Source organism: Rhodococcus sp. G6(2025) (assembly GCF_058628105.1).
Genome location: NZ_CP179750.1, coordinates 926,137 through 939,426, shown reverse-complemented (window position 1 = coordinate 939,426; position 13,290 = coordinate 926,137). Strand labels below are relative to the sequence as shown.

Annotated in this window: 8 protein-coding genes and 1 pseudogene; 6 read left to right on the top strand and 3 right to left on the bottom strand. The window is 67.4% G+C overall.

Annotated elements, in window-relative coordinates; genetic code table 11:
- Nucleotides 1–2: 2 nt before the first annotated feature.
- From ACLIVD_RS04520 to ACLIVD_RS04510, 3 genes and pseudogenes are all read right to left on the bottom strand, one after another.
- Nucleotides 3–1,226 carry an MFS transporter gene (locus ACLIVD_RS04520; protein WP_491932016.1) on the bottom strand — a complete coding sequence of 408 codons (1,224 nt, stop codon included), beginning with the start codon at nt 1,224–1,226 and terminating at the stop codon, nt 3–5.
- A 117-nt stretch (nt 1,227–1,343) separates the two neighbouring features.
- Nucleotides 1,344–2,660: pseudogene (locus ACLIVD_RS04515) on the bottom strand (MFS transporter); the annotation flags it as partial.
- A 186-nt stretch (nt 2,661–2,846) separates the two neighbouring features.
- Nucleotides 2,847–4,388, bottom strand: a complete 1,542-nt coding sequence (locus tag ACLIVD_RS04510) for a PucR family transcriptional regulator (RefSeq protein ID WP_283352911.1) — start codon at nt 4,386–4,388, stop codon at nt 2,847–2,849.
- Nucleotides 4,389–4,520: 132 nt separating this feature from the next.
- On the opposite strand from ACLIVD_RS04510, the gene hisD reads away from it, so the two are divergent.
- From hisD to ACLIVD_RS04480, 6 genes are all read left to right on the top strand, one after another.
- Entirely contained in the window at nt 4,521–5,846 is a 1,326-nt protein-coding gene (gene hisD / locus ACLIVD_RS04505; RefSeq protein WP_317570264.1) for a histidinol dehydrogenase, read from the top strand.
- Entirely contained in the window at nt 5,843–7,237 is a 1,395-nt protein-coding gene (locus ACLIVD_RS04500; RefSeq protein WP_491932015.1) for an aspartate ammonia-lyase, read from the top strand. Before hisD ends, ACLIVD_RS04500 begins: the two co-directional genes overlap by 4 nt.
- 170 nt (nt 7,238–7,407) lie before the next feature.
- Nucleotides 7,408–8,994: a GMC family oxidoreductase gene (locus tag ACLIVD_RS04495; RefSeq protein WP_491932014.1), complete on the top strand. Its 1,587-nt coding sequence runs from the start codon at nt 7,408–7,410 to the stop codon at nt 8,992–8,994.
- A 35-nt stretch (nt 8,995–9,029) separates the two neighbouring features.
- Nucleotides 9,030–10,829, top strand: coding sequence for a thiamine pyrophosphate-binding protein (locus ACLIVD_RS04490; protein ID WP_477951331.1), 1,800 nt, complete (start codon nt 9,030–9,032; stop codon nt 10,827–10,829).
- A gap of 12 nt (nt 10,830–10,841) precedes the next feature.
- A complete protein-coding gene (locus ACLIVD_RS04485; RefSeq protein ID WP_491932013.1) occupies nt 10,842–11,681 on the top strand; it encodes a sugar phosphate isomerase/epimerase family protein in 840 nt (279 codons plus the stop codon).
- A gap of 173 nt (nt 11,682–11,854) precedes the next feature.
- Entirely contained in the window at nt 11,855–13,237 is a 1,383-nt protein-coding gene (locus tag ACLIVD_RS04480; protein ID WP_477951333.1) for an NAD(P)/FAD-dependent oxidoreductase, read from the top strand.
- Nucleotides 13,238–13,290 lie beyond the last annotated feature (53 nt).

Below are 13,290 nucleotides of genomic sequence, written 5' to 3'. Positions count from 1 at the left end.
TCTCACCTCACGCGGGCGAGCGGAGACTCCTCGGTCTCACGGGTTTCCCCGGCCGCGCTCGCCACGAGCCCGGCGAGGACGGCGCCGGCCAGGACGACGTAGAAGGCCTGCAGGAGTCCGAACTGTTCCCCGAGCAGCCCGAGGAGCGGCGGACCGACCAGAAATGCCATGTACCCGAGCGTCGACACCGCGCTGACGCGTCGCGCGGCGTCGGCCCGCGAGTCGGCCGCCGCGGACAGCGCGAGCGGAAATCCGAGAGCGACACCGACACCCCACAACGCACAGCCGAACGCGGGGAGTACCAGGTTCCCCGCCAGGATCACGATCAGGACCCCCGCCACCGCGAGCGCCGCGGACCAGCGGACGGTCGCAGCGCGGCCGTACCGGTCGACGACGCGCCCGCCGAGCAGGCGGGCCGACGTCATCGCGGCCACGAACACGACGTAGAACGCGGCGCCGGTGGCCGATCCGACGCCGTACCCGTCGACGATTCCCAGTGGCAGCCAGTCGTTGGCACTACCTTCGGCGAATGCCATGCCCAGTGCGATCAGGCCGAGGAGAACGATCCGGGTGTCCCGCCAGATGGTCGGACCGCCGGACGTGCCGGATCGACGGCGGGTGCGCCCGGCCTCTCGTCCGGTGGCCGGAGGGAGTAGCGCCACGACGCTCACGCTCGACCCGAGGACCACGACGGCCAGCACCCCGAGATGCACCGGCACCGGAACGTCGAACAGTTCGGCGATCGCCCCGAGGCCGGCGCCGGCGAGCGTTCCGAGACTGAACGCACCGTGCAGCGACGGAAGGAAGCTGCGTCCCATGCGCTTCTCGATCGCTGCACCCTCGACGTTGAGGGCCACCTCGCACATGCCGAATCCCGCACCGGTGAACGCGAGTCCCAGACCGACCAGGGCCGCGATCGCGACACCCGAACCGAGCCCCACCGTGAACAGGCCGAGGCTCGCGACCGTGGCCGCGGCCGTGATGACGTGACGGGCGCCGATCCGGGCGACGACGGGACCGGCGAGCAGCAGCCCCGCCATCGATCCGATCGACAGACCGAGAATGATCAGCCCCATGTCGCCCGTGCCGACTCCGAGGGACGAGCGAATGGCCGGGGTGCGGGTCACCCAGGACGCATAGGTGATCCCCGTTCCGACGAAGATGACGAAAGTTGCTGCTTTCCAGCCGCGCTCACCGCGCTTCAACGGCGGACTCTGGGTAGGCACAGCTGTCTCCTGTTCGTCTCGGGGGATGGTTAATCGTATCACCGGGTAACGACACGAAAGGCGGTCCGGCACCTCGGAAGAGGTACCGGACCGCAGGAACCGGAAGTGCCGGACGACCTACCCGGTCGCGACCTCGTGCCTGCTCGTCTCCGATGCCGGCTTGTGGTAGCGCGGCACCAGGCGCATCAGCGCGGGACCGCCGATCGCGATCAGCGCGAGGAGGATGGCCGGCAGCAGCGGCATCCATTCGATACCGAGGTTGTCGACGACGACGGTGATCGCGGCAGGCCCGACGAGCATGCCCACGTAGCCGATCGCGTTGACCAGACCGATGTTCCGTCCCGCGTTCTCGGGATCTCGTCGCCCGGCCGCCGACAGCATGAGCGGTGCCATGCACGCCAGGCCGAGTCCCAGCAGCACGAAACCGGTGAGGGCGAGCGGCGCCGAGCCACCCAGCATCGCGAGCAGCGCACCGGCGGCGCCGATGACACCGCTCGCACCGACGATGAGTCGAGCGCCGAAGTACTCGGCCAGCTTGTCGCCGAACAACCGGCCGACGAACTGCGCTCCCGAGTAGAGCGTGACAGCCGTCGCTGCCAGGCCTGCCGTGGTGCCGACTGCGCGGCGCACGAATTCCTGACCCCAGTCCAGGACCGCGCCCTCGCTCAACATCGATCCGAGCAGGAGCACACCGAATCCGATCATCACGAGAAGTGTCGCCGTGGTGGCCGAACGCTTCCCCGGGTGCGCGGGGTCGGCGGCGCCCGGAATCTCGTCCTGGTCCGGAGGCAGCAACTCGTCAAGGGAGAGAAGCCACTTACCGAAGACGACACCGAGTACCGACAGGACCACGCCGATCGAGATGTAGGCGACGGCCGGGCTGTCGGTGAAGTGCCGGGCCAGAGCGCTGCCGACAAGTCCGAGAACGAAGCCACCCGCCGGGTAGGCGGCGTGGAACGCAGACATGATGGGCCGCCCGTAGTACCGCTCGACCTGCACACCGTGAGTGTTGAACGCCGTGTCGAAGGCACCGCGAAGCAGTCCGATGAGCACGCCGATCACCATCGCTCCGACCAGTCCGTCGAGGAACGCGAGGGGGATGTAACAGAGGGGGTAGACGACCATCGTGGGCATGGCCGTGTTTCTCGGACCGTACCGATCGATGAAGGGGCCGATGGCGAAACAGCCGACAGCGGCGCCGATACCGATCGACAGCGCGAGGAGGCCGAACTGGGAGTCGCCGCCGTCGCCTTCCCACCCGAGGTGACTACGCAACGAGGTGGTGCTCGTCGACCACATCAACATCACGGCGCCCAGCTGGAAGAAGCCGAAGAATGTCGCGATTCGCGCCTTACGCACGCGTGTATGGTCGAGCACGGGAGCGGTGCCTGCTCCATGTGTTGCCATGATTTCGTCCTTGCGGTAGGTCTCGGACCGCCGCGGGCGCCTACGGGGGTAGGCGTCCGTTCAGCGAGTAGCGAGTGCGTGAACTTTCGATCAACGCCGACTGGATGGCCGGAATCTTGGTGAAAACACTACGAAGGTGACGCGCCGCACAACAGGTACAGACCGTGTACCTCCTGCGTGCAGACTGCACAGAATGAGAAGCCGACGACAGCGTCATTGCCGTCCGCCCCGTCGAGCCACGATGGACGACCCCTCGAGCAGATCCAGCCCCTTCACCGCGAGCAGCAGACTTTGGCGGGTGGCGGCGTCGTCCAGGGATTTGCCCAGGATCGCGGCGATGCGGTCGAGCCGGTTGTACAAGGTCCGGCGCTGGATGAAGAGTTTCTCCGCCGCTTCGGTCTTGCGGCCGTCGACGGCGAGGAATGCTCGCAGTGTCGGCAACAACGGGGTCGTGGACTGCGCATCCTTCGTGAGCAATGGGCCGAGCTCGTCCTCGACGAAGCTGGCGAGCTCGGGCCCCTGCGCCAACGTCACGAGCAGACGTTCGACGCCGAGGTCGTCGAAATGCAGCATGGGTGAGGCAGGCAGGGAGCGCGACACCGCGGCGGCACTCTTCGCCTGTGTGACCGCAACCTGCAGCATCGATGCGGGCACTGCGCGGCTCATGCCGCCGCCGTGCTCCATTTTCCCGAGCAGACCCGCGAGCTCGGCGCGGGTCCGGCCGGACTCCGCCGCCACAGCCACGACGTAGTCGCCCATGTCGGCGCTGATCGCACCCGTGTCGATCTGACGGCCGGCGCGCGGACCGGACGACTCGTCGCGGGCATCCTTGTTCGCGATGACGACGACGATCTGTCCCGACCCCAGCTGGTACCCGAGTCTGCCTGCCTGGTCGACGAATTCGGCCCCGGAGAGATCGCCGATCAGCAGTCGCGTGATCAGCGCCGTGCTCCGCTGATCGTCCCTCGCTTCGCGGCTCCGGTCGGTCAGCAACGAGATCGCGACGGCCGCGGCGGCACGTTCGGTCGCGAAGGCCGCGGTGGACCGTTCGGTCGCGGGCCGGTCGGTGAAGACGTGAATCCAGCCCCACGGCTGACCACGCATCAGGACCGGTCTGCGGACGCATCCGCTGTCGTCGCTGTGGAGGCCTCGCGCGTGCCGGTCCCAGTCCTCGATGCCGGCTTCCTCGTCGAATTCGCCGACGTACGCCATCACGCGATGTGCGATGTTCTCGAGTACCACCGTGCCGTCGGTGAGTTCGGCCAGCGTCTGCACGATCGAGAGGTAGTCGGCGCCGTCCAGGAGGAGGTTCGAGAACGTGGACTCGACTTCCCGTTCGTGGGTGAGCGCCTGCAGGCGCTTGTCGGTCAGGATCTCGTGCACCTGCGACGAGACACCGGCGAACGACACCTCGCGGGCAAGGGCGATGATCGGCAGGCCGCAGGCCTGCCCTTCGGCGACCACTGCATCCGGTACGCGGTCGAACATCCGTCCCGACTCCTCGATGACGAGAGCGGCGGCCCCGGCACGAGCGGCTGCGCGGACGAACACCTGTTGAAGGGCGCCCGTGCTGCCCATTCCGAGCCCGGCGGTCAGGAGTAATTCTCCACCCCGCAGGAAGCGGGCGATATCCGAGATCTCCGACGAATGCACCCAGCGGACCTCACGGTCGAGGCTGTCCGATCCGGTCAGGACACGGGCTCCCGCGTCTTTCAGGAGATCGATGTCGAGAGCGTCGGCGACGGTGAAGACCATGCTCAATGGTACACAGAACGTGCATGAACCGACGCAAATAGTTCCCACAATGCAACTGTCGAAAACGTGTGCGGCACCGCGATGCTGAGTGGCAACAGATCCAGCCCCTCGCTCATCCGAAGGAAGCATCCCATGTCATTCGTTCTCAAGGCCGCCGTCGGTGAACCAGCGCAGCGGGCGAGCAACCCCGCCGTGGTCGACACCGTCGCCGCCGTCATCGCCGATGTCCGCGCGAACGGCGACGAGGCCGTCCGGAAGTACTCCGAGAAGTTCGACGGCTGGTCCCCCGAATCGTTCCGGCTGAGCGAGGACCGGGTGGCGGAGATCGTGAAGTCCGTTCCCGAGACCGTCCTCGACGATCTGCGATTCGCGCAGCGCCAGATTCGCGACTTCGCGCAGGCGCAGCGGGACTCCATCCAGGACCTCGAGGTCGAGACCCTGCCGGGCGTGTTCCTCGGGCACCGCAACGTCCCGATCGACGCGGCTGCCGCCTACGTCCCCGGCGGGCGCTACCCGCTGACCGCGTCCGCGCACATGACGGTGCTCACCGCGAAGGTCGCGGGTGTCGAACGCGTCGCCGCGACGACGCCCCCGAATGCCGGCGAGCCGCCGCAGATCAGTGTCGCGGCGATGCACCTTGCCGGCGCCGACGAGATCTTCGTTCTCGGCGGAGTACAGGCGGTCGCCGCACTCGCACTGGGCACCGAGACCATCGACCCGGTGTCCATCCTCACCGGCCCCGGCAACGCCTACGTGGCCGAGGCGAAGCGCCAGCTGTTCGGCGAGGTCGGGATCGACCTCTTCGCCGGGCCGACCGAAACGCTCATCGTCGCGGACGATCTGGCCGACCCGTTCACCATCGCCGTCGACCTGCTGAGCCAGGCCGAGCACGGCCCCGATTCGCCGTGCGTGCTCATCACCACGTCGGAGTCCGTGGGACGGGCGGTGATCGACCATATCGACGCCTTGCTCCCCGGCTTGGTCACCAACGCCATCGCCGGCCCCGCGTGGCGTGATCACGGTCAGATCCACGTGGTGGACACGCTCGACGAGGCGTACCGGCTCGCCGACGTCTTCGCGTCGGAGCACGTCCAGATCCTCACCGAGGACCCCCGCCAGGCCCTGACCTCCATGCGGAACTACGGCGCCCTGTTCCTCGGCGAAGGCACGTGTGTTCCCTACGGCGACAAGCTGATCGGCACCAACCACGTTCTCCCGACGCTCGGTGCGGCCCGCTACACGGGCGGTCTGTGGGTGGGCAAGTTCCTCAAGACGCTCACCTACCAGGAGGTGCGCGACCTCGGCAGCAGCGCGAAGCTCGGCGAGGTGTGCGGCCGCCTGTCGCGGCTGGAGAAGTTCGAGGGGCACGCCCGCTCCGGCGACCTTCGCGCCGCCAAGTTCGGCAGCGCCCCGCTCCCGTGGGGCGACCTCCCGACCCGGGTGACGTCCGAACGATGACCCGCACCGAACACGACCTCCTCGGCGACCGCGAGGTCCCCGACGACGCCTACTACGGCATCCACACTTTGCGGGCGACGGAGAACTTCCCGATCACCGGCATTCCGCTGGCCAGCCATCCCGACCTCGTGTCGGCGCTGGCGTCCGTCAAGCAGGCTGCGGCGCAGACCAATGCGAGCCTCGGCCTGCTGCCGCGGCCCGAAGCGGACGCCATCGTGGCGGCCTGCGAGGAGATCCGGGCCGGTGCCCTGCGCGACCAGTTCGTCGTGGACGTCATCCAGGGCGGCGCCGGCACGTCGACGAACATGAACGCGAACGAGGTGGTGGCCAACCGGGCTCTGGAATTGCTCGGTCACCGGCGCGGCAGCTACGAGTATCTCCATCCGCTCGAGCACGTGAACATGAGCCAGAGCACGAACGACGTCTACCCCACCGCAATCAAGGCCGGCCTGCAAACCGCCCTGACCAGGCTGCGGGCGGCCATGCGGGACTTGGCGGCGGAGTTCGCGGTGAAGTCGACGGAGTTCTCCGACGTCCTCAAGGTCGGCCGCACCCAGTTGCAGGATGCGGTTCCGATGACTCTGGGCCAGGAGATCGCGACGTTCGCTCTCATGATCGACGAGGATTCCCAGCGGCTCAGGGAGGCGGCGACGCTCATCTCCGAGATCAATCTGGGTGGAACGGCTATCGGGACCGGTCTCAACGCGCACCACGAGTACGCATGGCGGGTGCGCGAACATCTTGCCGCGATCACCGGAATCGAGGTGACGACGGCGTCCGACCTGATCGAAGCCACGCAGGACGTCGGGGCATTCGTCCAGCTGTCCGGGGTGCTCAAACGCACCGCGGTGAAGCTGTCCAAGATCTGCAACGACCTTCGGCTCCTGTCGTCGGGGCCGCGTGCCGGTTTCGGTGAGATCACGTTGCCGCCCGTGCAGGCAGGATCGTCGATCATGCCGGGCAAGGTGAACCCGGTGATCCCGGAGGTGGTGAACCAGATCGCCTTCCGGGTGGTCGGCAACGACCTGACGGTGACGATGGCGGCCGAGGGTGGGCAGCTTCAGCTCAATGCCTTCGAGCCGGTGATCGCGCACAGCCTGTTCGAGACGATCGAACTGCTCACGCGCGGATGCACCGTCCTGCGGGAACGCTGCGTGGTCGGCATCGGCGCGAACATCGACCATCTGAAGAACATGGTGGACGCGTCCATCGGCGTGGTCACGGCCCTCAACCCGCACATCGGGTACACCGCGGCCACCGCGATCGCCGCCGACGCACTCGCGACCGGGCGCACCGTCGCCGCGCTCGTGCTCGAGCGGGGTCTGCTCAGTCGCGAGCAACTCGACGACGTGCTGCGGCCGGAGAACCTCACTCGACCGCTCGTGCCCTGACCGCCGCGAGCAGCTCATCCCGCCGGGATGAGCTGCTCGTGCGGGGTTGACATCCCCGACACTGCCGCTAACCTTTAGTTATACGTATAACCATTTCACCGACTGTCGGTTCACGTCGACCCGCCCGGCAGATCCGTGACACCACTCTCTACGACCGAGGAGCAGGACCCATGAGAGACGCATCCGTGGGGGAGCCCACAGGCCCGAGCAAACACAGCTACGACGTCGTCATCGTCGGCAGCGGAATGGGCGGCGGAACGCTCGCCTACGCGCTCGCCGACTCGGGAGTCGATGTGCTTCTGATCGAGCGCGGCGACTTCCTGCCGCAGGAGAAGCAGAACTGGGACCCGCAAGAAGTCTTCGAAGGTCACCGGTACGCGAACGCCGAGCAGTGGTACGACACCGAGGGCAGGCCGTTCAGCCCCGGCACGTACTACTACGTCGGCGGGAACACGAAGCTGTACGGCTCGTCGCTGGTGCGGTTCCGGCGTGAAGACTTCCAGTCGACGCAACACGAGGCCGGCGTATCTCCCGAGTGGCCCTTCTCGTACGACGACTTCGCCTCGTATTACGCACGGGCAGAACAGGTGTACCGGGTCCACGGCGATCACACCGACGACCCGACGCTCCCCCGCGACGAACCCTTCCCCTACCCGGCGATCGGACACGAGCCACCGGTACAGGAGGCGGCCGACGCACTGCGGCGCCTCGGGTACACGCCGTCGAACATCCCACTGGGCATCGACCTGCGCGACGGCGGAGGATGTATCCGATGCCGGACCTGCGACGGGTTCCCCTGCCGGGTGCTGGCGAAGTCGGACGCGGATGTGTGCTGCGTCCGGCCTGCCATCGCGTCCGGCTCGGTGGAACTGCTGACCAACGCGTACGCCGAGCGCGTGCTCACCGACGAGACCGGGCACCTGGCCACCGGCGTGCAGATCCGGCACCGCGGCACCGAACTCGTCGTCGATGCACGCACCGTGGTGGTGTCCTGTGGCGCCGTCAACTCCGCGGCACTGCTGCTCCGGTCGGCGAACGCCGCACACCCGGACGGTCTCGCCAACTCCTCCGGCATGGTCGGACGAAACTACATGGTGCACAACAACTCCATCATGGTCGGCGTCAACCCGCTGAAGAAGAACACGTCCGAGTTCCAGAAGACGTTGTACATCAACGATTTCTACACTCACGGCACCGCCGACCACCCCTACCCGCTGGGACACGTGCAACTCATCGGCAAGTTGCAGGGTGAGATGATCAAGGGCCAACGGCCGCTGATCCCCAAGTGGGCACTGAGCCACGCCACCGCCCGCAGCATGGACTGGTGGCTGTTCACCGAGGATCTGCCCGATCCGGACAACCGCGTCACCCTCACCGACGACGGCAACATCCAGATCGCGTGGACCCCCAACAACACTCGCGCCCACGAGGTACTCGTCAGCGAGGTGCGGAAGATCCTCCGGAAGATCGGCTATCCGTTCGTCTTCAGCCAGGGCACCGGCATCGAGGTCAACTCCCACCAGGCCGGCACCGTGCGGGCCGGAACCGACCCCGCGACCTCCGTGCTCGACGCCGACTGCCGCGCCCACGACGTCGGCAACCTGTACGTCGTCGACTCGTCGTTCTTCCCGTCCCTGCCCGTGATGAACCCTGCCCTGTCCATCGCGGCCAACGCCTTCCGCGTCGCCGAGAGCATCGCCGACCGAATCGGCAAGACCCGTTCCCACGACACCCCGGCCCAGTCCGCGTCCCTGTGACGCTTCGCCCCCACCACACCCAGAAAGCCTCTTCGATGACAACACAGAAATTCACCGGCGGACAGATGGTCGTCGACTTCCTCATCCGCGAGGGAGTCGAGAAGGTCTTCGCGATCCCCGGACACGGCAACACCGCCCTCCTCGACGCGTTCGTCGACCGAGCCGACGAGATCGAACTGGTGCCGGCCATGCACGAACAGGGCGCCGCCCACATGGCCGACGGCTACTACCGGGCCTCCGGCAAGATCGCCGCGATCTGTACCTCCATCGGACCGGGTGCGACCAACACCCTCACCGGGCTCGCGACGGCCTTCGCCGACTCGATGCCGATGCTGCTGATCACCGGTGCCGTGCACACCTACATGGAGAACCGCGGGGTGCTTCAGGAGATCGACCGCCCGCACGGCAACAACTTTCCCCGCATGGTGGAGCCGGTGGTCAAGCGCTGGTGGCAGCCCGGCCGCCTCGAACAGCTGCCGGTGGCGCTCGCCCAGGCGTTCAACACCATGCACGAGGGCAGGCGCGGACCCGTGCTCGTCGACATCCCGCAGGACCTGCAGGCCGAGTACGGCGACTACACCCCCGACACCGGTGCCCGCCGTCCCGCCACCCGCGCGACCGGCGACCCGGCCGTGATCGCCGAGGCCGCCCGCCTGCTCGCCGGTGCGAAACGTCCCGTCATCGTGGCCGGTGGCGGCGTCATCCACGCCGAGGCCGCCGCCGAACTGATGGCCGTCGCCGAGCACCTCGGCGCACCCGTGACCCATTCGTTCCAGGGCAAGGGCGCGTTCCCCGCCGACCACGACCTCTACGCGTGGCCGTGCGGCGACATGGGTTCGATCCCCGGCAACGGCGTGACCCGCACCGCCGACGTGATCCTCGCCGTCGGCTGCCGGTTCAGCGACCGCATCACGTCGTCGTACCGCCCCGGCGTCACGTTCGACATCCCGAACACCAAACTCGTGCAGATCGACATCGACGGCTTCGAGATCGGCCGCAACTACCCGGTCGAGGTCGGCGTCGTCGGCGACGCGAAAACGTCCCTCGCCGCGCTGCGCGACGTGCTCGCCGACCTCGGGCCTGCCCTCGACTACCGCAGCACCGACTACTTCGCCGAACTGCAGGATCTCAAGGCGCAGTGGGAAGAGCACCTGCGGCCGATGCGGACCACCGACTACCTCCCGATGACCAACTCGCGGGCGATGGTCGAGATCCGCAAGGCCCTTCCGCGCGAGGGCATTCTGGTCACCGACTCGTCCAACCCCGCGAACCAGGCGTTCAACGAGTTCCCGATCTACGGCCCGAAGACCAACATCGTGGCCGGCGGCTTCTCCGGCATCGGATTCGGTGTGCCCGCCGCGATCGGCGCGCAGATCGGCGCCCCGGACACCCCGGTCCTGGCGATGGTCGGCGACGGCAGTTTCCTCCAGACCGGCACCGAGATCGCGACCGCCGCGATGCTCGGAGTGCCGCTAGTGATCGTCGTGCTCAACAACGGCGGCTGGGAGGCGATCAAGGACCTCCAGATCAGCCTGTTCGGTGAGGAACGCGAAATCATCTCCGGGTGGAAAAACCTCGACGGGACACCGTATTTCGCCGACATCACCCGGTTCGCTCAGTCACTCGGCTGCAGCGCCGAGCGCGTCGAGGACCCGGAGAAGCTGGCCGACGCCATCGAGCGCGCCTTCGCGACACCCGGCCCGGTGATCATCGAGGCGATGAGCGCCCACGAGCTGCCGTGGACCGAGATGCACCCGACCGGCTGGTGGGACATCACCGTTCCCGCCTACCACGGCGAGGTCCGCGACGACTACGTCGCGCAACGCGGATTCTGATCGGAGACCGGCATGGGAGAGATCAAGCTCGGCCTGAACCTGGAGTTCGCCCGATTCGAGAACGGGTCGTTCGACTGGGCCATGGACCAGGCCGCGGAGATCGGCTACAAGTACGTGGAGCCGATGGTCTACTGGGGCCGCGAGTTGCTGAGCACGGCCGGGTACTTCCACACCCGGTCGATGCTCGACGACCCGCTCATCATGCGGGACGCCGCCGAATCACGCGGGCTGAGCATCTCCTCGCTGTCCAGTCATGCGCCGCTGGCCAAGCCGGACGTGAGCGTCGACTATCTGAAGCAGTCGATCCGCTACGCGGCCGAGGTCGGTTCGCCGATGATCATGGTCGACGACGGGCCGCTGCCGACGTGGACCACCGAGGCGGAGAACTACACGCTGATGCGGTACACACTGCAGGAGGCGGCGAAGGTGGCCGAACCGCGCGGCATCAAGATTGCGATCGAGACGCACGGCGAGTACACAGCGACCCCGGAGCGGCTCGAGAAGATCATGACGCTGATCGACAGCCCGGCGCTGACGATCAACCTCGACACCGGCAACAGCTACCTCAGTGAGAACGACCCGCACGAGTGGCTGGAGCAGATCGTCGGCGGCGTCACGCACCTGCACGCCAAGGACATCGGTATCGAGGACGCGAAACGGCTGCGCGGCAAGGTCCGCGGCATGCTCGGCTGCGCCTGCGGCGACGGCGTCATCGACTGGGAACGCATCGTGAAGACCCTGCACGACGCCGACCACGACGTCGTCCTGTCGGTCGAATGCGGTGGCCTCGACGCCGCGAAGAAGAGCTACACCTACCTCACAGATCTGATCACCCGCATCCAGGGCAGCTGACAACGGCGTCGCCGGTCCTGCAGGTGATCTCGCGACACGCCGGATCCTGAACCGACATTCGAGTCTCCGGTGCGTCGTGTCCACTGTGCCGCCCGACACCCCGTGTCGGGCGGCACGCTTCACCCCTACCAGTACTGCGGATGGCGATAGACGCGATCCGGGAAGAGCGTGTCATGAATACTCCTGCCCGCACCGAGGCACGTCATCGCGTGGTGATCATCGGTTCCGGATTCGGCGGCCTGTTCGCCGCGAAGGCGTTACGCCGCGCCGACGTCGACGTGCTCGTCGTCGACCGCACCAGCCACCACCTGTTCCAGCCGCTGCTGTACCAGGTGGCGACCGGAATCCTGTCCGAGGGAGAAATCGCACCGTCGACGCGGATGGTGCTGAGGAAACAGTCGAACGCCTCGGTGATACTGGGAGACGTCACCGACATCGACCTGACCGCGCGCAGGATCACCTCGACCCACCAGGGCGGAACCACCACCACCGAGTACGACAGTCTGATCGTCTCGGCCGGGGCCCGGCAGTCGTACTTCGGTAACGACCACTTCGCCGAACACGCCCCCGGCATGAAGACCATCGACGACGCACTCGAACTCCGCGGCCGGATCCTGGGCGCGTTCGAACGCGCCGAGCTGTCCACCGACCCCGAGGAGCGGGCCCGCCTCCTGACGTTCGTGGTGGTCGGCGCGGGACCCACCGGGGTGGAGATGGCCGGTCAGATAGCAGAACTGGCCCACCGAACCCTCGTCGGCGCGTACCGGAACATCGACACCCGCGACGCCCGGATCGTCCTGCTCGACGCCGCGTCCGCAGTGTTGCCGCCGTTCGGTGACCGGCTCGGGTCCACCGCCGCCGAGCGTCTCGAGAAGATCGGTGTCGAGGTGCGGCTCGGGGCAGCCGTCACCGACGTCGACGCGGACGGCGTGACGATCAAGGACGGGCGAGGCGAGACCGTCCGCATCGAATCCGCGTGCAAGGTGTGGTCGGCGGGTGTCGAAGCCAGCCCGCTGGCCAGGCAGCTGGCCGAGCAGTCGGACGCCGAACTCGACCGCGCCGGGCGGATCGCCGTCCGCGAGGACCTGACGGTGCCGGGACACCCCGAGGTGTTCGTGATCGGAGACATGATGGCGCGCGACCGCCTTCCCGGGGTGGCGCAGGTCGCGATCCAGGGTGGCCGCTACGCGGCGCGGCAAATCTCGGCCGGCGCCCGAGGACGTGACTCGTCACCCGACCGCGTTCCCTTCCGGTACCGGGACAAGGGGTCGATGGCCACGATCTCGAGGTTCAACGCGGTCGTGAAGGTCGGGGGTATCGAACTCGCGGGCCTGTTGGCGTGGATCCTGTGGCTGGCCGTCCACGTCGTCTACGTCGTCGGGTTCCGGAGCCGGCTGTCCACGCTCATGTCGTGGACGTGGACCTTCCTCGGGTCGTGGCGGGGACAGATGACGGTCACCGACCAACAGGTGGTGGCACGCAACGTCATGGGCACACTCGTTCTCCTCGACCGGGGTGAGGACGACGATGACACCGTTGTCGCCAGAGCGAGCTGACACCCGGGGGACGCGCACGGTCCGGCCGATAAGCTGGGCTCGGTAACGTGCGA